The organism is Arthrobacter sp. UYCo732, assembly GCF_040547265.1.
In the GTDB taxonomy this organism is placed as follows: domain Bacteria; phylum Actinomycetota; class Actinomycetes; order Actinomycetales; family Micrococcaceae; genus Arthrobacter.
On record NZ_JBEPPJ010000004.1, the window covers coordinates 189618 to 210637 of the forward strand.

Below are 21020 nucleotides of genomic sequence, written 5' to 3' on the forward strand. Positions count from 1 at the left end.
GGCGTGCTCACAGGGCCCGCTTCCGCGGCCCGGGCACCTGCGCGTCGGATTCGCGGAGGTACAGGGGTGTGGAATCCAGCAGCTGTCCGCCGGAGGCGAGCCGGGCCAGGGCGAACTGCCCGAGGTACAGCGCGTCCGGCTGTTCGTTGCTGAAGCCGGGGTCAGCGCGCAGAACGTCGCTGTACAGGCCGGCGCCAGCCCCGTAGGCAGGAAGGTCGGGGAGATCGGCGGCAGATCCCACATGCGGGCCGTCCACCAACGCAGGCAGCTGGCCCGCCGCGAGGCTGTACCGGGCCCAATAAACCTCTTTGCGCCGGGCGTCGGTGACCACCAGGAACTCGTCGGCGGCATCGGTGGATTCCGCCACTTCCAGCGCGACGGCGTCGAGGCTCATCAGCCCATAGAGCGGCTTGTCCCAGACGAAGGCGAGGGTCCGGGCAGTCGCGATCCCTGACCGCAGGCCTGTGAATGGGCCAGGGCCCACGCCCGTCACGATCGCGTCAATGTCCTGGCCTGTGACCCCGGCGGAGGTGAGGAGGTCCTCGATGCCGGGAGCCAGGACTTCGGCGTGGCTGCGGGTGTCCTCCGTCGAGAAGCTGGCCACCACGCCTTCTAGGGCGTCGTCCGAAACCAGGGCAGCGCTGGCCACGGCGGAGGTGTCGATGGCAAGAATAAGCATCAGAGTGTCCCTTCGAAGGCGCCGCCGAGGACGGGCTTGGTGCTCCAGCGGGGACCGAATCCTCGGATCGCGATGGTGCGTGGTTCGTCGTCGTCCTCGGTGTCAAAGTCCAGGGTTTCCGTGTGGCCGGGGATGGGTTCCGTGGCGCCTATGGCCTCGAACCCGATGGCGCGGAGCAGATCCACTTCGAGCCGGCTTTCGCTCAGGTGCTCCACCCGGCCGCGCCCCCATTCCACCACCGTCACCGACGAGTCCAGTGTGTTCTCAAGGTCAATGTCGTCAATTTCCGGCGCCGATCCAAGCCGGTACGCGTCCACGTGCACCAGGTCGGGGCCACCGGGACGAGGGCCGCCAGGCAGGTTGGGATGGATGCGGACCAGGACAAACGTGGGCGAAATAATGCCCGCCCGCACGCCAAGGCCCTCGCCGAGCCCCTGCGTAAACGTGGTCTTCCCGGCACCCAGCTCGCCGGTCAGCACCAGCAGATCCCCCGCCTGCAGCACCGCCCCCAACGCCGCGCCGAGCGCGTGCGTCTGGTCCGCCGTCGTGACCCTTAGCGTCTGTTCCCAGGCAGGCAGCCCAGCCGGGGTGGACACGCTCACGGCGCGACCTGCCCGGCGTCGACCTGCCCGGCGTCGGACTGTCCCGTGTTGGAACGCCCGACGGCGGGACTTTCGTTAACGAACCGGCGCGGCACCCGCGGGCTGATGCGGGTGACGATCTCGTAGTTGTTGGTGCCTGCGGCGTCCGCCCACTCGTCGGCAGTGGGCCCGCCGTCGTCGCCGTTGCCAAACAGGACCGCCTCGGCACCGAAAAGGTCCGCACCCGCGGCGCCGATGTTGCCGACGTCAATGACCATCTGGTCCATGGCGATCCGTCCCACCACAGGGTAGGTCCGGCCGGCCACCCGGACGGGGCCGCCGGTAGCAACGCGGGGCACACCGTCCGCGTAGCCGAGCGGGATCAGCGCGAGAGAGCTGGGACCGCTGGTGCGGTAACGCAGTCCGTAGGAGACGCCTTGCCCTTCCGGGACATCCTTGCACTGGGACACCAGGGTGCGCAGCGTCATCGCCGGACGGAGGCCGAGCTCGGCGGAGGTCTGGCCTTCGAAGGGCGAGAGTCCGTAGATTCCCAGCCCGACGCGGACCAGGTCGAAGTGCGTGTCGGGACGCGACAACGTGGCCGGCGTATTGGCGAGGTGGCGGACTTCCGGGTCGACGCCGGCGTCCTTGGCCACGGCGAGCACTTCCCGGAAGACAGCCAGCTGCTCGTCCGTCTCCGGCCGGTCGGGTTCATCCGCCACGGACAGGTGCGAGAAAATGCCCACCACCCGGAGGAGGCCCTCGTCCTGGTACTCCAGCGCCTCGCCCACCAGTTGGTCCCAGGACTCGAGTGTTGCACCGTTCCGGCCCAGGCCCGTGTCCACTTTAAGATGGATCCGCGCGGGACGCTCCTGGTCGCGAGCGGCAGCCACAATGCGGTCCAGTTCCCAGCCCGAGCAGCCGATGTCGACGCCGGCAGCCACCGCCGCGGCGAAGTTGCTTTCGGCGGTGTGCAGCCAGGCCAGCAGCGGCGCCTCGATGCCAGCGGCGCGCAGTGCCAGGGCTTCGGAGATGTGCGCGACGCCCAGCCAGGAGGCACCGGCTTCGAGGGCGGCCCTGGCCACCGGAACCGCGCCGTGCCCGTAGGCGTCGGCCTTCACCACGGCCATGACTTTGGCGGGCGAGGCTGCGTCCGCCAGCCGGCGGACATTGTGCCGGATGGCGTCCAGGTCGATCACGGCGGAGCGCTCGTACAGCGGATCCGTTCCTGGGGCCACACTGAAGTCACCGGTTGCTGCGGGGTAAGTCACCCTAGTGATTCTAGTGCGGGCTGTCAGGGCCGGATAATCGGTGTGCTCTCAGGCGTCGGAGAGGTGTGCGATGGTGGCGGTGGCCCGGCGCTGGGCAGCCTGCGGCACGTCGCTGATGATGTCGGCGAGGAAGCCGAAGCGGCGGAGCCACTGGCTGCTTTGGCGTTCCGGCCGGGCGTTGGCCTTCTTCCACCAGTCGGCGATGTCGCCCCAGCCCGGCGCGGCCAGCGAACCGCCCACCTCCTGCACGGCCAGGGAGGCGCAAAGGTTCGCGAAGCGGAGCCGGTTCCCCAGCGGCCAGCCCGCGAGGCTGCCCACAATGAAGGCCGCATCAAAGCAGTCGCCGGCGCCGGTGGGATCGAAAGCGGTCACCGGCAGCGACGGCACCCACTCTTCCTCCCCCGTTTCGGAGTCCACGGCCATGGCACCCTGCGGGCCGAGCGTCACCACAGCCACAGGCACCCGGTCCGCCAGGGCGTACAGCGCGGACCACGGATTGTCCTTCCCCGTAAAGGCCATGGCCTCGCGCTGGTTGGGCAGGAACGCGTGGAAGTACTGCAGGTTCTCCAGCCGGACCGCCGCCCACTCGCCGCTGGGATCCCAGCCCACGTCGCCGAACAGCTTCACGCCGCCCTGGTGCGCGGCCTTGGCCCACGGTTCAATTTCGACGCCGAGCTCGGCAATGCCCGCGAGCGCAGCGGGTGGCGGGCCAATGAGTTCGGACGCCGTCACGGGAGCCGGGTGGCCATGTGTCACCAGGGCGCGGTCCTGCTGGACGCAGAGCGAAACGGTGACCGGCGAATGCCACCCTGGCACGCGGCGGCTCAGGCTGAGGTCCACGTGTTCCTGGCCGGCGAGGATCTTCCAGTTGTAGTCACCGTAACCGTCGTCCCCAAATGCGGCAGCAAGCCCGGTTTTCAGGCCCAGCCTCGCCGCAGCAATGGCCTGGTTCGCGACTCCGCCGGGGCAGCTGCCCATACCCTCGCTCCAGATTTCCGTGCCGGGCTCGGGTGCGTGCTTCAACCCCGTGAAGATGATGTCCTGGAAAACGGTGCCTGCCAGGATGAGGTCGAAGCCGCCGTTGGACTTCGTTCGGACGGACGCGAGCGGATCGAAGCGGCGGTCCGGGTTGGCGTCCATGTCCGGCAGACTACGCCCTGCCGCCGCGCTGCGGTAGGGGCGCGGCCGCCGTCGCCCTAGACTGCTGGCTATGCGGCTCATGATTGCCGGTGGCGGCGGATTCCGCGTGCCCCTTGTCTACCGGGCGCTGTCCTCGGGCCCTTTCGCCGGGCTGGTCAGCGAACTGGTGCTGTTCGACGTCGACCCCGCCCGCCTCAGTGCCATCGCCGCGGTCCTGCGAGCCATGCCCGACGGCGGAGCTTCCGCGGGCGGTGCTTCCGCCGGGGCGGGCGCGCATGCCCGGCCGCCCGCCGTCCGCACCACCACGTCCCTGCCGGACGCACTGCGCGGGACGGACCTGGTATTCGCGGCGATCCGGCCCGGCGGCACGGCCGGCCGGATCGCCGACGAACGGGTGGCCCAGGATCTTGGCCTGCTCGGCCAGGAGACCACCGGCGCCGGCGGCATCTCCTACGCCCTGCGGACCATCCCGGAAATGCTGCACCTGGCACGGCAGATGCGGGAACTCTGCCCGGACGCGGGGCTGATCAACTTCACCAACCCCGCCGGCATGGTCACCGAGGCACTCGTGCCCATCCTGGGCCGGAAGGTCATCGGAATCTGTGATTCCGCGGGCGGGCTGGTGCACCGGGCGGCCCGGGCGGCCGGCCTGTCGCTGCCGGATGGCAGGCTCGACGGCGTGGGCTACTACGGGCTGAACCACCTGGGCTGGCTGTACCGGCTGGAGTCTGAGGGCCGCGATCTGCTGCCGGGGCTGCTCGCCGACCCGGCTGCCCTGGCCTCCTTCGAGGAAGGCCGGCTCTTTCCCCAGCCGTTCCTGGCGCAGCTCGGCGCCCTGCCCAATGAATACCTTTATTATTACTACCAACGGGACACCGCAGCCGCAGCCATGCGGGCCATGGCCGTCACCCGAGGCGAATCCATCCACCACCAGCAGGCCGAGCTGTACCCCCGGCTCGCCTCGGCAGGCACGGACGCCTACCGGCTGTGGGACGCTGCCCGGCGCTCCCGCGAGGAAGGCTACCTCGCGGAGGCGCGGACCCCTGGTGAGCAACGCGACGAAGCCGACCTCGCCGGCGGCGGCTACGAACGCGTCGCCCTGGCCGTGATGCGCGCGCTGGCGGGGGAGTCAGCCCTGGCGGGCGGCACCCAACTCATCCTCAACACACCCAACACCCTTCCGGTCAATCCCGCCGCGCCTGGAGAAGCCCCGCCGCAGCCGGCCGTCCCGGGATTGCCGGCGGATGCCGTCGTCGAGGTCCCGTGCACTGTAACGCCCGACGGCGCGGTGCCGCTTCCACAGTCGGCCCCCGGACCGGAGCAACTTGCCTTGCTGCGCCGGGTCAAGGAGGTGGAGCAGCTCACCGTCCGGGCCGCGACGCGCGGCGACCGGCAGGCCGCCGTCGACGCCTTCAGCCGGCATCCGCTGGTGGACTCACCGCATCTGGGCCCGGCGTTACTGACCGGCTACGAGCGCGTGTTCCCGGCACTGGGTGCACTGTGGCGGCAGGAGTAGTGTTTTACCGAGTGGACAACAGCCGGGGCGGACGACGCACCGGGGGCGGGAAGGGGAAGCCATGACACTGATCCGCAGGGTCGCGTTACTCTCCCTCCACACCTCCCCCATGGAACAGCCCGGTTCCGGCGACGCCGGCGGGATGAACGTCTACATCCGCGAACTGGCCTCTGCCCTGGCCGAAAGCGGGGTGGAAGTGGAGATCTTCACGCGGTCCACCTCAGCCCGGCAGCCCGCCGTCGAGCATCCCAGCCCCGGCGTCTGCGTCCACAACGTGATGGCCGGACCTGCGCGGAAAATCCCCAAGGAAGAACTGCCCGCGCTGCTGCACAGCATGGTGGCCAAGATCGACGAGATCCGCCGGGAGCAGCTGCACGGCCGGTACGACGTCATCCACTCGCATTACTGGGTGTCCGGGATCGCCGGACTGGAACTATCCGAGCTCTGGGGCGTGCCGCTGATCCACACCATGCACACGATGGCCAAGGTCAAGAACCTGCTGCTGCAGCCCGGCGAGCAGCCCGAGCCGCGGCGGCGCGAAGAGGGCGAGCACCGGATCGTCGACGGCGCGGCCCGCCTGATCGCCAACACAAGCACCGAAGCCACCGAACTTGTGTCCCATTACGGCGCCGATCCCGACCGGATCGATGTGGCGCCGCCGGGCGTGGACCTCAACACCTTCACGCCTGCCTTCCGGGCGCGGTCCCGGGCGGGGCGCGGTGTGCCGCCGGAGACGTTCCACCTGCTTTTCGCCGGCAGGATCCAGCGGCTCAAAGGACCGCAGGTCCTGCTTAAGGCCGCAGCCCTGCTGCGTAAACGGCGGCCGGAGATCGATCTGCGGCTCACCATCCTGGGGGCATTAAGCGGCAACAAAGACTTCAACCTCCGGCACCTGATCACGGAGTCCGGATTGCACGACGTCGTGACGCACCTTCCGCCGGTCAGCGCGAGTGATCTGGCGTCCTGGTTCAGGGCGGCGGACGTTGTGGCGATGCCTTCCTACAGCGAGTCGTTCGGGTTGGTGGCCATTGAGGCGCAGGCCTGCGGTACCCCCGTGGTGGGCACCCGGGTGGGTGGACTGTCCCGGGCCATCTGCCATGGCCGGACCGGGCTACTGGTGGAGGGGCACCATGCCAAAGACTGGGCGGACGCCCTCGAAGCCATGTACGACGATCCGGACACCCGCGCCGATATGGGGCGGGCCGCGGCCATCCGGGCGGAGAACCTGGGCTGGAACCGCACGGCCGCCATCACGCTGGAGACCTACCACACCGCCGTCGAGCAGCAACTGGCAAGCCGGCTGGCCCCCGCCGTTCCCGGTCTCGCTGCTGCGGCGGCCGCAGCTGTCGCGGCACCCTAAGGAGCTCGAATGACTGGCCTGATTCCCCTGACTGACCTCGAGATCGCACGGCAGGCCACCATCAGGCCCATCGGCGACATTGCGGCCGCGGCAGGCATCAACGCCGAAGCCTTGGAACTTTACGGCCGGTACAAGGCCAAGGTTGATCCGTCGCTCCTCACGGCACCGGCGCCCGCGGGGAAGGTGGTGCTCGTGTCCGCGATGTCGCCCACCCCGGCCGGGGAGGGCAAGTCCACCACCACCGTGGGGCTGGCCGATTCGCTGGCCAGGGCTGGCCACAGGGTCATGATCGCGCTGCGGGAACCGTCGCTCGGGCCCGTCCTGGGGATGAAGGGCGGCGCCACCGGGGGCGGCTACTCGCAGGTGCTGCCGATGGACGAGATCAACCTGCATTTCACGGGTGACTTCCACGCCGTCACCTCGGCGAATAACGCCCTGATGGCGCTCGTGGACAACCACATCTACCAGGGCAACGAGCTGAACATCGATCCCCGTCGGATGACGTTCAAGCGAGTGCTGGATATGAATGACAGGTCACTGCGCGAGGTGATCATCGGCCTGGGCGGGCCCACGCAGGGTGTGCCGCGGCAGGACGGCTTCGACATCACGGTGGCCTCGGAAATCATGGCCGTCTTCTGCCTGGCCACGGATCTGGCCGACCTCCGCGAGCGGCTGGGCCGGATCACGTTCGGCTACACCTATGCCAGGGTTCCGGTCACCGTGGCAGACCTCGGCGTCCAGGGCGCGCTGACCCTGCTCCTGAAGGAAGCCATCAAGCCGAACCTGGTGCAGACCATCGCCGGCACGCCCGCCCTGGTGCACGGCGGTCCGTTCGCCAACATCGCGCACGGCTGCAACTCGCTGATCGCCACCCAGACCGCCCGGCGGCTCGCGGACATCGTGGTCACGGAGGCAGGCTTCGGCGCCGACCTGGGCGCGGAAAAGTACATGGACATCAAGGCACGGATGGCTGACGTGGCGCCGTCCGCCGTCGTGGTTGTAGCCACCGTCCGCGCGCTGAAGATGCACGGCGGCGTGCCCAAGGACCGGCTCACGGAGCCTGACCTCGACGCGCTGCAGGCGGGCGTCGCAAATCTCCGGCGGCACGTGCACAACGTGGAGAAGTTCGGGGTGGCGCCGGTGGTGGCCATCAACAGGTTCTCGTCCGACACTGATGAGGAACTGAACTGGCTGCTGGAGTGGTGCGCCGCCGAAGGTGTGCAGGCGGCGGTTGCCGATGTTTGGGGACGTGGCGGCGGCGGGGACGGCGGCGACGAACTGGCCGCGAGAGTCGCTGCGGCGGTTGTGGCGCCCAACAGCTTCAAGCACCTGTATCCGCTTGACCTGCCTGTGGAGGAGAAGATCCGGACCATCGCGCAGGAGATCTACGGCGCCGACGGCGTGGACTTCTCCGTCCCGGCCCTGAAACGCCTCGCTGACATTGAGAAGAACGGCTGGCAGGGGCTGCCGGTCTGCATGGCCAAGACCCAGTACTCCTTCACCGACGACGCCTCCCGCCTCGGCGCCCCCAAGGGATTCACCATCCACGTCCGCGACCTCATCCCCAAGACGGGGGCAGGCTTCATCGTGGCGCTCACCGGCGCTGTCATGACCATGCCAGGACTGCCCGTCAGCCCGGCTGCCATGCGCATGGACGTGGACGACGCCGGCAACCCCGTAGGCCTCTCCTAAGCCCGCCCGCAGACGCTGACTCACAACCAGCTTGACGTAGAGGGGTTTTTCACCAACGCTCTCTCACTTAACGCGGGTTCCCACGTCGAAGTGGTCGGCGCCCTGGCACCGAAGGCGGACATCCTGGTCTACTTCGCCCCGAACACCGACGCCGGCTTCCTCGACGCGATTATCAACGCCTCCCACGCGACCCCGGCACCTGCCTCCATTAGCATCAGCTGGGGCCAGAACGAGGACGCCTGGACCGCCCAGGCACGGACTGCGTTCGACCAGGCCCTGGCCGACGCCACGGCACTGGGCGTGACCGTCACGGCAGCGGCCGGCGACAACGGCAGCACCGACGGGGTAACAGACGGCAAAGACCACGCGGATTTTTCCGGCCTCCAGCCCGCACGTACTGGCGTGCGGCGGCACACAAACCTGCTCCGAAGCCCACACCAGGGAGTCATGGCCGCGGCCGGCTGGGATCCCTGCACCGGGCTCGGCAACCCCGACGGGACGGCCCTGCTCGCGGCGATCAAATCGGGCTTCTAAGCCTGCGGCCCGGGGCATTGGTTTACCGAGCGAAAGAATTTGCTAAGCATGCTTGCCTTGTGTCCTGTTCCTGTCGCTATTTAGAATGTGAGAGGCATTTCCGTCCACGCCACATATACGAAGGAGACTCTCATGTTGCTCTGGATAGCCGTCGTTATCGCTGTTCTCTGGCTTCTTGGCCTGCTCGCCAACATCGGCGGCGGGTTCATTCACCTGCTTTTAGTCGTTGCCGTGGTCATCCTGATCTTCCACTTCGTCCGTGGCAGGTCCCGCGCCTAAACAGGTCGCAGTACGGCGGCGAACGTCACCTCCTCGAGGCCCGGATCCGTCGCGCTGGGAGACGATACCGGCCCACCCGGCCGCCCCGCTTGCGCGAAACATAGATCACCACGGTGCTCAGCACAACGAGCCCGCCAGCGGAGACCGCTGCGGCGAGGTTTCTGGCGAGCAGGTCACGAAGGGCGCGCCCCGGCACGTAAACGGCAAAACCGAAGGCCACGGCAATGCCGATGTGGCTGCCCACCCTGTTTCCGAGGTGCGATCGGATATCGCGGCGGATGTCACTGACGAGGGCCAGCCACGCCATCCACCGGTACCAGAACTGCGCTTAAACCATGACGCTCCCCCACCGAAGTGAGGGAGCGTCTGGTAAAAACCCAGGCTCCGTGAGAGAGCGTCCGGGGTGCGGCGAGGGTTAGCGCTCCAGGTCACCACGGATGAAGGCCTCAACCTTTTCACGGGCGAGGTCGTCGTTGAACTGCTCCGGCGGGGATTTCATGAAGTAGCTCGAGGCGGAGAGCAGCGGGCCGCCGATGCCGCGGTCCAGGCCGATCTTGGCGGCGCGGATGGCGTCGATGATTACGCCGGCGGAGTTGGGTGAGTCCCAGACCTCCAGCTTGTATTCCAGGGACACGGGGGCGTCGCCGAAGTTGCGGCCTTCGAGGCGGACGAAAGCCCACTTGCGGTCGTCCAGCCACTGGACGTAGTCGGACGGGCCGATGTGGACGTCGCGGGGCGCGATGTCGGCCTCAACGTTGGACGTCACGGCCTGGGTCTTGGAGATCTTCTTGGACTCGAGGCGGTCGCGCTCAAGCATGTTCTTGAAGTCCATGTTGCCGCCGACGTTCAGCTGGTAGGTGCGGTCCAGCGTGACGCCGCGGTCTTCGAAGAGCTTGGCCATGACACGGTGCGTGATGGTGGCACCGATCTGGCTCTTGATGTCATCGCCCACGATCGGGACACCGGCAGCGGTGAACTTGTCAGCCCAGGCCTTGGTGCCGGCGAGGAAAACGGGGAGGGCGTTGACGAAGGCAACACCGGCGTCAATGGCAGCCTGCGCGTAGAACTCGGCCGCTTCCTGGGACCCGACGGGCAGGTAGCAGACCATAACGTCAGCCTTGGCGTCCTTGAGGGCCTGGACAATGTCCACGGGCTCTTCGGTGGACTGCTCGATGGTCTCGAGGTAGTACCTGCCGAGGCCGTCAAGGGTATGGCCGCGCTGGACGGTCACGCCGGTGGGCGGAACGTCGGCGATCTTGATGGTGTTGTTCTCGCTGGCCAGGATGGCATCGGCGAGGTCAACACCCACCTTCTTGCCGTCCACATCAAAGGCGGCAACAAACTGGACATCATTGACGTGGTACTTGCCGAACTCCACGTGCATCAGACCCGGGATCGTGGCCTGGGGATCGGCGTCGCGGTAGTACTGCACACCCTGGACGAGCGAGGCGGCGCAGTTACCTACACCAACAATGGCAACACGAATCGGATTTGCAGACACGGAACTCCTTTGAAGACAACCTCAGCCGCCAGGACGGTCAACACCGGAAAATACGACGGCGGCGTGCTGGCAGTGCGCCAATCGGCGCTTTATCATCTTACCCAACCAAGCAGGGGCCTGGATTGTTCCCGGCCCCTGCTTGCCGGAGCATCATAAAGATTACTTCTGCTTCCAGAGGTTGATGTCGGATTCCACCGCGAACTCGTCGATGGCAGACAGTTCGTCGTCCCCGAAGTGGAGGTTGTTGACGGCAGCGAGGCTGTCTTCCAACTGCCGGACGCTGGACGCGCCGACCAGTGCTGAGGTCACGGCGGACCCTTTGCCCTGTTCTCGGAGGATCCAGGCGATCGCCATTTGTGCGAGGGTCTGGCCCCGGCCCTCGGCAATCCGGTGGAGCCCGCGCACCCGGTCCAGATTTTCGTCCGTGATCATGCGTTCGTCCAGCGACTTGTCCTGCGCTGCCCGCGAATCCGCGGGGATACCGTCGAGGTAGCGGCTGGTCAGCATCCCCTGGGCGAGCGGTGAGAAGGCGATGGACCCCGCCCCCACCTGTTCAAGTGCCTCGTACAGGTTAGGCGAGTCGTTTTCGGTCCAGCGGTTCAGCATGGAGTAGCTCGGTTGGTGTAGCAGCAGCGGCGTACCCAGTTCCTTGAGGATCCGGGCCGCCTCGAGGGTCTGCTCCGGGGTGTAGGAAGAAATGCCGGCGTAGAGCGCCTTGCCGGACCGGACGGCATGGTCCAGGGCGCCCATCGTCTCTTCCAGCGGCGTTTCCGGGTCCGGACGGTGGCTGTAGAAGATGTCCACATAGTCCAGGCCCATGCGCGTCAGCGACTGATCCAGGCTGGCCAGCAGGTATTTGCGGGAGCCCCAGTTGCCGTACGGCCCGGGCCACATGTCATAGCCGGCCTTGCTGGAGATGATGAGTTCGTCCCGGTACGGCCTGAAGTCATCGGCAAAGTGGCGGCCAAAGTTGGTCTCGGCTGTGCCGTAGGGCGGCCCGTAGTTGTTGGCGAGGTCGAAGTGGGTGACGCCGAGGTCGAAGGCACGGCGCAGGATGTCGCGCTGCACGTCGAACGGTTTGTCGTCACCGAAGTTGTGCCAAAGTCCCAGTGAGATGGCCGGGAGCTTCAGGCCGCTGCGTCCGACGCGGCGGTAGGGCATGGATTCATAGCGGTTTTCCGCGGCTGAATAAGTCATGCGTTCCATCCTGCCATCTGTGACGCACGCGACAGGACCTCGGTCCGCCAATCACGTGGAAATCAAGGCGTTCCGGGCCGTCTCGTACGCAGCAGTCGACAGGTATTTGGAGTGAGTCGCGACTTCCTCCATGTAACCGCTGGGCTCGATCTCCTCAGCAATGCGGTCCCGCTGCCCCGGGCCGGTGCAGAAGGAGTCGATGGGAAAGCCCAAATAGTCGGTGCGCCGCCAGATATTGATCCAGTGATCCTCGCCTCGCGTGGGTTCCTCATTGCCCCAGTCCCCGTTGAGCAGGGACGCGAGTGAGTATTTTTCGTACGCGGTAACCTGCGGGTGGTTGGACAGGGCGAAATCCCGGGCGACCTGTCGTGTCCACGGATCTGCTGCGCCTAATGCGGGGCCCAAGGAGGGCGCTGTACTGAGCACGGCAGGACCCAGCAACTCGGGAAAGAACCGCCCAAAGTAGGACCGGAGCTGTACTCCGTAAGTGAGGAGTCGGATCCGCGTAAAGTCTAGGTCCGGCGACGTTGCCTTCAGATGAAACAAAGCAGCAATGGCTAGAACAGCGCCGAGGCTGTGTGCCGAAAGCACTATCTGGGCGCCCATTCGGTTTGCCGGCCGTATCCATTCAGCCATCCTGTCGCTGAGTTCCGGTACTACCCGTTCGCCGTAGCAAGGCGGCGCAAATGGATGCGCCGCCCGGGGAAGAAAACAGATGATGTCCCAAATGAGCGACAGCGGCCGGTCCTTGGACGAGGCCGCGTTTCCAATGGCGAGGCCCAGCACAAGGATTGCACCCGCCACAACCCCCCCAGCCTGCAAGTTTCAGGTCCACGAATGCGGCAAGGTCATAGAGCCATGCGTGCAGTGCAGAATCGCTGACTGTGCGGCTTCGAGCCGTGCTGGCGGCCAGGCTGACGGTCACGGCCAACCACACAAGGAGTACCACGATCCAGATGGCAGGTTCACCGCGCTGGGCCAAGGATGACCATCTCTGCTTGTCTGCCACCCTTTGCAGGCGCGGTTCAAGCGATTCGGGCGCCCTGCGGGGTTTAAATTCTCCGGGCTCGCCAGGAGGCATCCCAAGGCCAGAGTCATAGGCTCGCGGGTAAGCAATAATATGGCGTTTGAACAAATTGACGCCGGCCCAGAGGACAACCACCACGGAAGCAACCACGATGGCTACCAGCAGGACACCCGCAAACATCCGGTATGACGTCGGGACAGTTAACTCTCCCAGCGCGGTGCTCTCGGTCACCGATCGCCACACCGGATTTTGCTCCAGAACTTGGCTGATTATTCGCGGACTCCTCAGGAACTCGGCCACTCCCACCACAAGGCTCCCGCTGAGGAAAGACGCAAACATGACCGCCAGGAACATGAATACCCCTGGTCCAAAGCCGAACCATCCTTCGTGTTCGAAATCGGCAAGGCTTCGCCGGCGCACTTGGACGATGTCTACGGCCAGAACAAGCCCGGCGCCCAGTGGCAGTAGGAGGATGAGGTCGGTTGCCGGGATGAGCGACCATGCCAGCAGGGATACGGTGGAAATGGAGATCAATACGAACGCCCTGGCCGCCGGCACCCCTGAACGCGTAACGGCAGCCGAAAGGCTCAAGATGGTCAACAGCGCCAGCAACACAAGAGGCGCCGCACGAGTGCCCGAGAAACCCCTGGTAACGAAAGCATCCGGGGTCGCGAAATAAGCCACGCTGAGTGTTCCGGCCAAATGCAGGACGACGGCCACCATGACTAAGGCCGCGGCCCGCTTTCGCCGGAGCGCAGTTGAGACTGGTGCGCGGACCTCCGATGACCACGCCACCACAATGACCGCGACCATCAGCAGCAGAACGCCGCCTGTGACGAGGAGCGCCATCTCGACTGTGCGTTCCCCGGCGCGGCGCAACGGTTCCGTGAGGCAGACGAGGTCGAACGACCGGCCTGGGTCACCGCAGACGGGGGACCGCAGGGCTGCGACCGCATCCGCATTAATCAGCAGCGCGACGAATGCGAAGCATGCCGCGATGTGAAGGACTCCTGTGGACGAAGAAACAAACCTTCGATCCCAGAACCCGGAGGCGGCCAGAATGGGAAGTTTGACGGCGCCGGCTGCAGCTTCCACGGAGCTGCGGGCTTCGAGTCGAAGTGTACGTCTTCGGTACTTGGCGTTGGACAAAAGGGAAATGGTGAACAGGAGTCCCATTCCCAGCAACGGCACTGAGGCCATAACGGTATGGCGCTGCCCCCGGGTCAGGTTCCGAAGTAGGTCAGCAGGGCCAGGAAGTTGGCTGCATACCGACACCCCTGGCACACCCTCAAGGTGGCGGAAGCACTGCACCGCCAGCAGGTCGAAGGCCACCGTGCACAGCGCTGCGGTGTAGAACACACTTAGAAGCAGGGCGAACAGCCGTACCGTTCCCGCCCCGTTTCCTGCGGCGAGTTGGCTGCCTCCCTTGGGACCGTCCTTTTGTAGTCTGCGCGCCCAGTAGGCCGCATTCGCAAGACCAAATGGCAAGAGCAGAAACCATGCCAGATTGCTTGCAACGACCCCGACCTTGCCAAAAATGCTGGCAACCGGCGAATTACGAGCCAATTTCCCCCAGCTGTAGGCCTCCACGAGGGTCGGTCCGGGAGAGGGTGCCTTTGCAGTAAAGAAACCGCCGAGCTCGTCGCCCTGGACCCGGTCAACGTCTGCGACTTCGCACTGGAGGAGCTCGTGCGGCGGCGTATTGCGGATGCCATGGATCCGCAGTTCAAGCGTGGCCGGGACCTTCGGCGTGCCATCCACACTGTCACCCATGACGGCCTCCATCGCCCGCACCATGCCGCCGAGCCGTACATCACGGCTGGCCAGTAAGCGCATGGTACGCCCGGGTAACTCCAGTGTCTACGTCAACTCGAGGCTACTTCTCTCCCACTGGTCAGAACCGCCCCACTGTGTGCCGCCAGCAGAAACGAATCGCCCTCTGCGCCGGAGGTTTCTTCGGTGGACAGCAGCAGCGTTCCCCGCGCACCAGCCAAACGCACAGAAGAAGAGCTGAAGTTCAGCAGCACCTCCACGGACCCCCGGCGGAAACGCAGCCAGCAGGCGTCGTCGTCGAACTCAACGTGGGTCTCGGCGAAGCCCAGCCCGGCCAGGTCCGGGTAAGCGCGGCGAAGCGCCGTCAGCGACCGGTAGAGCGACAGGAGCCGCGCATGGTCGCCCGTGGTTGCCTCAGTCCAGTCGAGTTTGGAGCGGCGGAACGTTTCGGGATCCTGCGGATCGGGCACGACGGCGGGATCCCACCCCATGCGTTCGAACTCACGGATCCGGCCCTCCGCCGTCGCCTTGCCAAGCTCAGGCTCGGGGTGCGAGGTGAAGAACTGCCACGGAGTGGTGGCGCCGTATTCCTCGCCCATAAACAGCATGGGCGTGAACGGCGAGGTCAGCGTCAGCACCGCAGCCACGGCCAACGGCCCGTACGGAAGGAACTGCGACAGCCTGTCCCCCGTTGCCCGATTGCCGATCTGGTCGTGGTTCTGGTTGCACACCACCAGGGCGGCGGGGTGAACCAGGGAGGTGTTGATGGGACGGCCGTGATGGCGTCCGCGGAAGCTGGAGTAGCTGCCATCGTGCAGAAACCCGTCGCTGAGGACCTTGGCCAGCACGGCCAGGGACACGAAGTCGCCGTAATAGCCCGCGGTTTCCCCGCTGACGTTGACGTGCACCGCATGGTGGAAGTCGTCGCTCCACTGCCCGGCAAGGCCGTAGCCGTTGGCGTCCCGCGGATAGAGCAGCCGCGGGTTGTTCAGGTCCGATTCGGCGATGAGGGTCTTGGGCAAACCGGTCTCCGCGGCAATCGCGTCGCCCAGCGCCCCAAGTTCCTCCAGGAGATGCACCGCGCGCTCGTCCCGCAGCGCATGGACCGCATCCAGGCGCAGGCCGTCCACGTGGTAGTCGCGCAGCCACAGGGCGGCGTTGGCCAGGATGTATTCACGCACGACGTCGGAGCCTGGGGCGTCGAGGTTGACCGAGTCCCCCCACGTATTGGCATCGCCGTGCTTGAGGTACGGGCCGAACCGGGACAGATAGTTGCCACTGGGGCCCAGGTGGTTGTAGACAACGTCCTGGATCACGCCCATGCCGGATGCGTGGGCGGCGTCCACAAACCGCTGGTAAGCGGCCGGCCCGCCGTAGCCTTCGTGGACCGCAAACCACTGGACGCCGTCGTACCCCCAGTTGTGGGTGCCGTTGAACCCGTTGACCGGCAGCAGCTCCACAAAATCGACGCCGAGGTCCGCCAGGTAGCCAAGCTTGCCGGCCGCCGCGTCCAGAGTGCCCTCCGGCGTGAAGGTTCCCACATGGAGTTCGTAGATGACCGAGCCGCGCAGTTCCTTCCCGGCCCATCCAGCGTCCTGCCAGTTGTGGGAGCCGGGATCATACGTGCAGGACAGGGCATGGACGCCGTCCGGGAGGCGGCGGGACCGGGGGTCCGGCAGCGGGTGGGTGTCGCCGTCGAGCAGGTAGCCGTAGGTTACGTCGGCGTCCCCGGGGGCGTCCGGCGCGGACCACCAGCCGTCTGCACCGGGGGCTCCGGCCACCTGTTTCATAGCGTACTGCTGCCCGTTAGCGAGCAGCGAAACCGCCGCAACGTCCGGCGCCCAGACGTCGAACCGGCCGGAACCGTGGTGCGTCAGGCTCATGCGTTCTCTCCGTTCACGGGCACCAGCAACGCCACAGGGTAGGTCTGGAGGATGCCGGCCACCGGCACCTGGCCGGGACCGTATGTCCGGCCTGTGAGTTGGTCCCGCAGAGCGCTGGAAAGTTCGACGGCGGTGTCCCGCCATCCGCCGGCACGTTCCAGTCCGAAGGGAAGCCGGGTGGCGAACGTCAGTGCGCCGCCGCGGTCGAAGGCCACCAGGTGGTCGGCGGCTGCCCCGGACGCCGCCAAGGGCTCGTAACCCCGGAACAGGTCCGGCCGGTCCCGGCGGAGACGCAGCGCCCGGGATGTCACCAGCAGTTTGACGGCCTCGTCTTGGAAGTCCGCGGGACGAGCGCCGCCGTCCAGCCCCGCCAGGGCGGCAACACGGCGGTCGAAATCAACCGGGCGCCGATTGTCGGGGTCTGCCAGCGAACGGTCCCAGAATTCCGTACCCTGGTAAACGTCCGGGACCCCCGGCATGGTCAGCTGGAGCAGCTTCAGCGAGAGCGAGTTGACCGCGCAGTAAGGAGCCAGGGAGTCCACGAACCCGGTGACCAGGGCGTTGACGGCGTCGTCGTCGAAAACCGCGTCCACGGCCTTCATCAACGCGGCTTCGAAGGTGGTGTCCGGGTCCGTCCACGTGGTGGAGTTCCCGGCTTCCCGGGCAGCCTTTTCGGCGTAGCCGCGCAGCCGTTCCCGGCTGGCGGGCCAGGCCCCCACCACCGCCTGCCACAGCAACGCGGACAACGGACCGTCAGGCAACGGCGCGGCCGCACGCAGCGCCGTCAGCAGCTCTGCCCACTCCGGCACCCGCTCGGCGATCACCGAAATCCGCGCCCGGGTGTCCTCGCTGCGCTTGGTGTCGTGGGTGGTCAGGGTGGTCATGGACAGCGGCAGGGTGGCCTGCCTCTCCGCCATCCGCTGGTGGAACTCGTCGGTTGTTAACGAGAAGTGGGCCGGGTCAGCGCCCACCTCCGTGAGCGTTCCCAGCCGGGTGTAGCGATAGAAGGCAGTGTCCTCGACACCCTTGGCCATCACCATCCCGGAGGTCTGCTGGAACCGGCGGCCCAGTTCCGTTTCCGGTTTCAGCAGCAGGGGCAGGAGGACGTCCAACGCGTCGGCCAGGTCCGGGCGCGACTCCGCCGCTGCCACGCAGGCGCCGCGGAGCACGTCCTCGCCGGTAGGCAGGTAGGTGCGGTACACCGGGAAGGCCGCGATGACCTGCGCCAGCGCATCGGCCGAGCTGTCGGCAGACAGGCCCGCATCGGAAGGCACCAGACGAGCCAGCCGCAGGATTTCGGAGCGCAGCATGCCGTCCGCCACGGCCCGCTTGGTCCCAAGGATCATGGCCGCATAGTCCGCCAATTCCCCGGACCGCAGCTGTGCATCCAGCGCGTCCAAACCAGCCTCCCCCGCCGGATCCACCAGGACACGGTCCAGGTCGGCCAGGGCGTCATATCCGGTAGTGCCTTCGCAGGCGAATTCCGGCGGCAACTCCTCCCCCGGTTCCAGGATCTTCTCCACCAGGACGTACGCCCCGCCGCTGAGTTCCTTCAGCCGGTGCGAGTAGCCCACCGGATCGGCCAGGCCGTCAGGATGGTCCACGCGCAGCCCGTCCACCAGGCCTTCAGTAAACCAGCGGTGCACTTCGGCATGCGCCTGATCGAAAACCCAGGGGTCTTCCACACGGATGCCCGCCAGACTGTTGACGGCGAAGAACCGCCGATAGTTCAGCTCGCTGTCCGCCCGGCGCCAGGAGATCAGTTCGTAGTGCTGCCGGTCATGCACAGCCTGCGGCGAATCGCCCTCGGTGTAGGAGCCGACTGCCAGTGGAAAGCGGTGATCGTAATAGCGCAGTTCACCGTCCCTGATTTCCAGCCGGGCAACGTCGTCATCGCTGCCCAGCACCGGAATCCGGAGCCGTCCGCCGCCAAAGTCCCAGTCGACGTCGAACGCTGCCGCGTAGGGCGAGCCGCGGCCCTCCTGCAGCAGCGACCACCACCACGGGTTCTGCACGGGCGTGGCTACGCCTACGTGGTTGGGAACGATGTCCACCAGCACCCCCATGCCGTGGGCACGCGCAGCCTCGGAGAGTGCCAGCAGGCCCTCGGGCCCGCCGCGCTCGGGATCAACCGCCGACGGATCCGTCACGTCATAGCCGTGGTCAGAACCTTGCGCGGCCGTCAGGATGGGCGAGAGATACACCCAGTCAACGCCCAGTGATTTCAGGTACGGAACCGTGGCGGCCGCATCAAACAGCGTGAAGCTGCTCCGGATCTGGAGCCGGTAGGTGGACGCCGGGACCTTCACTTGGCTGCCCCCTCTGGCGTGCTGACCTTCTTCGTTTTCTTGGGTTCCGGCACGGTTGGCGTGCTCAGGGCGGCGGTTTCCGCGGTAGAGGTCTGCGACAGGGCTGCGAGCGACGCGGCCACGGAGTGGTCCGGTTCCGTCTCCTCCACCGTGTGGGCGCGGAGCACCACCAGGGACTTGGCATCCACCGGCAAGGCCTCACCGGCTTTGACGGGTTCCGTGTCGGCATTGTGGCCCGCGGTGTCGATGATGATGTCCCATGCCGGCGCGTACTCGTCATTCGGAAGAGTGAACTCAACCATGTCGTCATGGGCATTGAAGTAGAGAAGGAAGTTCACGTCCGTGATCCGGCGGCCGCGGAGGTCCTTGCCCTGGATGCCGTCGCCGTTGAGGAACACACCAACTGAGCGGCCGAAACCACTGTCCCAGTCTTCAGGCTTCATGGTGTCGCCGCCGACGTCCAGCCATGCGATGTCGGGCAGACGTTCGCCTTCGCCCCGCAGGACGGGGCGGCCGTCAAAGAACCTGCTCCGGCGGAACGTGGGGTGCTTGGCACGGAGCGCGTTGACGGCCGCCGTGAATTCAATCAGTGGCTGGTCGATGTTCTCCCAGTTGATCCAGGTCAGCTCCGAATCCTGGCAGTAGCCGTTGTTGTTGCCCTGCTGCGTGCGTCCCAGTTCGTCACCGTGGAGCAGCATGGGCACGCCCTGGGAGAGCAGAAGGGAGGCGATGAAGTTCCGCTGCTGGCGGGCGCGCATGCCCAGGACAGCAGGATCGTCGGTGGGGCCCTCGGCGCCGCAGTTCCACGAACGGTTGTGGGATTCGCCGTCGTTGTTGTCCTCGCCGTTGGCGTCGTTGTGCTTCTCGTTGTAGGAGACCAGGTCCGCAAGCGTGAAGCCGTCGTGCGCGGTGACGAAGTTGATCGAAGCTACCGGGCGGCGGCCGGAATGCTCATACAGGTCAGCGGAGCCGGTAATGCGGGAAGCGAATTCGCCCAGCGTGGCCGGTTCGCCGCGCCAGAAGTCCCGGACGGTGTCGCGGTACTTGCCGTTCCACTCGGTCCACTGCGGCGGGAAGTTGCCCACCTGGTAGCCGCCGGGGCCAACGTCCCAGGGCTCGGCAATCAGTTTGACCTGGGAAACCACCGGATCCTGCTGGATGAGTTCGAAGAACGTGGAGAGCTTGTCCACGTCATAGAACTCACGGGCAAGGGTGGAGGCGAGGTCGAAGCGGAAGCCGTCCACGTGCATTTCGGTGACCCAGTACCGCAGCGAGTCCATCAGCAGCTGCAGGGAATGGGGCTGGCGGACGTTGAGCGAGTTACCGGTGCCCGTGTAGTCCATGTAGTGCTTCTCGTCGCCCTCCATGAGGCGATAGTAGGACTGGTTGTCGATGCCCTTGAAGGACAGGGTGGGGCCCAGATGGTTGCCTTCGGCGGTGTGGTTGTAGACCACGTCCAGGATCACTTCGATGCCGGCCCGGTGCAGCGACCGGACCATGGCCTTGAAGTCCTGGACCTGCTGGCCCGTGTCGCCGGTGGAGCTGTAGGTGTTCTGCGGGGCGAAGAAGCCGATGGTGTTGTAGCCCCAGTAGTTGTTCAGGCCCTTGTCCTGCAGGGTGCCGTCATTTACGAACTGGTGCACCGGCATCAGTTCGATGGCGGTGACGCCCAGCTTCTGGAGGTGGGCGATGACCGACGGGTGCGCCACCCCGGCGTACGTGCCGCGCTGCTCCTCCGGGATCTCGGGGTGGAGCTGGGTGAGGCCCTTGACGTGGGCCTCGTAAATGACGGACTTGTGGTACGGGACGCGCAGGTTCTGGTCTCCGTCCCAGTCGAAGAACGGGTTGATGACCACACCCATCATCATGTGCGCCGCGGAGTCATCGTTGTTGATGGTGTCCGGCTCTTCGCCCAGGTTGTAGGTGAACAGGGCCGGGTCCCAGTCGATCTGCCCGTGCACGGCTTTGGCGTACGGGTCCAGGAGGAGCTTGTTCGGGTTGAACCGGTTCCCGGAGGCGGGGTCATAGGGTCCGTGGACGCGGTAGCCGTATTTCTGGCCGGGCTGGATCTGTGGGAGGTAGCAGTGCCACACGTAGCCGTCCACCTCATCGAGCCCGAACCGCGTTTCCACGCCGTCGTCATCGAAGAGGCACAGCTCAACCTTTTCGGCGCGTTCGCTGAACAGCGCGAAGTTAGTGCCGGTCCCGTCAAAAGTGGCGCCAAGCGGATAAGCCGATCCGGGCCAGATTTCCATGCGTGCTCCTCATTGTTATTCGA

At 66.3% G+C, this 21020-nt stretch carries 18 protein-coding genes; 6 read left to right on the forward strand and 12 right to left on the reverse strand.

Translation table 11 applies throughout. From position 1 onward, the window contains the following. Positions 1 to 7: 7 nt before the first annotated feature. The 4 genes from tsaB to ABIB45_RS08870 are packed head-to-tail and all read right to left on the reverse strand — an operon-like array spanning position 8 to position 3671. Positions 8 to 679 carry a tRNA (adenosine(37)-N6)-threonylcarbamoyltransferase complex dimerization subunit type 1 TsaB gene (gene tsaB / locus ABIB45_RS08855; protein WP_354215497.1) on the reverse strand — a complete coding sequence of 224 codons (672 nt, stop codon included), beginning with the start codon at positions 677 to 679 and terminating at the stop codon, positions 8 to 10. After that, positions 679 to 1281, reverse strand: coding sequence for a tRNA (adenosine(37)-N6)-threonylcarbamoyltransferase complex ATPase subunit type 1 TsaE (tsaE, locus tag ABIB45_RS08860; RefSeq protein WP_354215498.1), 603 nt, complete (start codon positions 1279 to 1281; stop codon positions 679 to 681). Before tsaE ends, tsaB begins: the two co-directional genes overlap by 1 nt. Further along, positions 1278 to 2531 (reverse strand): alanine racemase, encoded by a 1254-nt coding sequence (alr, locus tag ABIB45_RS08865; protein ID WP_354215499.1) that lies wholly within the window; start codon positions 2529 to 2531, stop codon positions 1278 to 1280. Before alr ends, tsaE begins: the two co-directional genes overlap by 4 nt. 48 nt (positions 2532 to 2579) lie before the next feature. Further along, positions 2580 to 3671: a carbohydrate kinase family protein gene (locus ABIB45_RS08870; RefSeq protein ID WP_354215500.1), complete on the reverse strand. Its 1092-nt coding sequence runs from the start codon at positions 3669 to 3671 to the stop codon at positions 2580 to 2582. Positions 3672 to 3741: 70 nt separating this feature from the next. Here ABIB45_RS08870 and ABIB45_RS08875 point away from each other — a divergent pair, with 70 nt between their 5' ends. From ABIB45_RS08875 to ABIB45_RS08895, 5 genes are all read left to right on the forward strand, one after another. Then, positions 3742 to 5187 (forward strand): family 4 glycosyl hydrolase, encoded by a 1446-nt coding sequence (locus tag ABIB45_RS08875; protein WP_354215501.1) that lies wholly within the window; start codon positions 3742 to 3744, stop codon positions 5185 to 5187. A 61-nt stretch (positions 5188 to 5248) separates the two neighbouring features. After that, positions 5249 to 6547 (forward strand): D-inositol-3-phosphate glycosyltransferase, encoded by a 1299-nt coding sequence (gene mshA / locus ABIB45_RS08880; RefSeq protein WP_354215502.1) that lies wholly within the window; start codon positions 5249 to 5251, stop codon positions 6545 to 6547. 9 nt (positions 6548 to 6556) lie between these two features. Beyond that, on the forward strand, positions 6557 to 8239 hold the full coding sequence (locus ABIB45_RS08885; protein WP_354215503.1) for a formate--tetrahydrofolate ligase: 1683 nt from the start codon (positions 6557 to 6559) through the stop codon (positions 8237 to 8239). A 90-nt stretch (positions 8240 to 8329) separates the two neighbouring features. After that, a complete protein-coding gene (locus ABIB45_RS08890; RefSeq protein WP_354215504.1) occupies positions 8330 to 8773 on the forward strand; it encodes a S8/S53 family peptidase in 444 nt (147 codons plus the stop codon). A gap of 132 nt (positions 8774 to 8905) precedes the next feature. After that, complete coding sequence (locus ABIB45_RS08895) at positions 8906 to 9052, forward strand: lmo0937 family membrane protein (protein WP_354215505.1); 147 nt, start codon at positions 8906 to 8908, stop codon at positions 9050 to 9052. 25 nt (positions 9053 to 9077) lie between these two features. Here the strand turns inward: ABIB45_RS08895 and ABIB45_RS08900 are convergent, their stop codons facing one another. From ABIB45_RS08900 to ABIB45_RS08920, 5 genes are all read right to left on the reverse strand, one after another. After that, positions 9078 to 9359 carry a DUF2306 domain-containing protein gene (locus tag ABIB45_RS08900; protein ID WP_354215506.1) on the reverse strand — a complete coding sequence of 94 codons (282 nt, stop codon included), beginning with the start codon at positions 9357 to 9359 and terminating at the stop codon, positions 9078 to 9080. Between the two features lie 108 nt (positions 9360 to 9467). Then, positions 9468 to 10553 carry an inositol-3-phosphate synthase gene (locus ABIB45_RS08905; protein ID WP_354215507.1) on the reverse strand — a complete coding sequence of 362 codons (1086 nt, stop codon included), beginning with the start codon at positions 10551 to 10553 and terminating at the stop codon, positions 9468 to 9470. 159 nt (positions 10554 to 10712) lie between these two features. Next, positions 10713 to 11750 carry an L-glyceraldehyde 3-phosphate reductase gene (gene mgrA, locus ABIB45_RS08910; protein ID WP_354215508.1) on the reverse strand — a complete coding sequence of 346 codons (1038 nt, stop codon included), beginning with the start codon at positions 11748 to 11750 and terminating at the stop codon, positions 10713 to 10715. A gap of 51 nt (positions 11751 to 11801) precedes the next feature. Beyond that, positions 11802 to 12176 carry a hypothetical protein gene (locus ABIB45_RS08915; RefSeq protein ID WP_354215509.1) on the reverse strand — a complete coding sequence of 125 codons (375 nt, stop codon included), beginning with the start codon at positions 12174 to 12176 and terminating at the stop codon, positions 11802 to 11804. 202 nt (positions 12177 to 12378) lie between these two features. Then, positions 12379 to 14367, reverse strand: a complete 1989-nt coding sequence (locus tag ABIB45_RS08920) for a hypothetical protein (RefSeq protein WP_354215510.1) — start codon at positions 14365 to 14367, stop codon at positions 12379 to 12381. Positions 14368 to 14466: 99 nt separating this feature from the next. On the opposite strand from ABIB45_RS08920, the gene ABIB45_RS08925 reads away from it, so the two are divergent. Beyond that, positions 14467 to 14607: a hypothetical protein gene (locus tag ABIB45_RS08925; RefSeq protein WP_354215511.1), complete on the forward strand. Its 141-nt coding sequence runs from the start codon at positions 14467 to 14469 to the stop codon at positions 14605 to 14607. 35 nt (positions 14608 to 14642) lie between these two features. On the opposite strand, the gene treZ is transcribed toward ABIB45_RS08925, so the two are convergent. Genes treZ through glgX form a run of 3 tightly spaced genes read right to left on the reverse strand, consistent with a single transcriptional unit; the run spans position 14643 to position 20997 of the window. After that, positions 14643 to 16433 (reverse strand): malto-oligosyltrehalose trehalohydrolase, encoded by a 1791-nt coding sequence (treZ, locus tag ABIB45_RS08930; RefSeq protein ID WP_354215512.1) that lies wholly within the window; start codon positions 16431 to 16433, stop codon positions 14643 to 14645. Continuing rightward, positions 16430 to 18742: a malto-oligosyltrehalose synthase gene (treY, locus tag ABIB45_RS08935; RefSeq protein WP_354215513.1), complete on the reverse strand. Its 2313-nt coding sequence runs from the start codon at positions 18740 to 18742 to the stop codon at positions 16430 to 16432. The genes treZ and treY overlap by 4 nt, the downstream gene beginning before the upstream one ends. Further along, positions 18739 to 20997 carry a glycogen debranching protein GlgX gene (gene glgX, locus ABIB45_RS08940; protein WP_354215514.1) on the reverse strand — a complete coding sequence of 753 codons (2259 nt, stop codon included), beginning with the start codon at positions 20995 to 20997 and terminating at the stop codon, positions 18739 to 18741. Before glgX ends, treY begins: the two co-directional genes overlap by 4 nt. Between the last annotated feature and the right edge of the window lie 23 nt (positions 20998 to 21020).

Excerpts from the sequence above, each read along its gene's own strand:
- tsaB (WP_354215497.1), bottom strand. The coding sequence starts at position 679 with ATGCTTATTCTTGCCATCGACACCTCCGCCGTGGCCAGCGCTGCCCTG.
- ABIB45_RS08870 (WP_354215500.1), bottom strand. The coding sequence starts at position 3,671 with ATGGACGCCAACCCGGACCGCCGCTTCGATCCGCTCGCGTCCGTCCGA.
- ABIB45_RS08875 (WP_354215501.1), top strand. The coding sequence starts at position 3,742 with ATGCGGCTCATGATTGCCGGTGGCGGCGGATTCCGCGTGCCCCTTGTC.
- mshA (WP_354215502.1), top strand. The coding sequence starts at position 5,249 with ATGACACTGATCCGCAGGGTCGCGTTACTCTCCCTCCACACCTCCCCC.
- ABIB45_RS08885 (WP_354215503.1), top strand. The coding sequence starts at position 6,557 with ATGACTGGCCTGATTCCCCTGACTGACCTCGAGATCGCACGGCAGGCC.
- ABIB45_RS08895 (WP_354215505.1), top strand. The coding sequence starts at position 8,906 with ATGTTGCTCTGGATAGCCGTCGTTATCGCTGTTCTCTGGCTTCTTGGC.
- ABIB45_RS08900 (WP_354215506.1), bottom strand. The coding sequence starts at position 9,359 with ATGGCGTGGCTGGCCCTCGTCAGTGACATCCGCCGCGATATCCGATCG.
- mgrA (WP_354215508.1), bottom strand. The coding sequence starts at position 11,750 with ATGACTTATTCAGCCGCGGAAAACCGCTATGAATCCATGCCCTACCGC.
- treZ (WP_354215512.1), bottom strand. The coding sequence starts at position 16,433 with ATGAGCCTGACGCACCACGGTTCCGGCCGGTTCGACGTCTGGGCGCCG.
- glgX (WP_354215514.1), bottom strand. The coding sequence starts at position 20,997 with ATGGAAATCTGGCCCGGATCGGCTTATCCGCTTGGCGCCACTTTTGAC.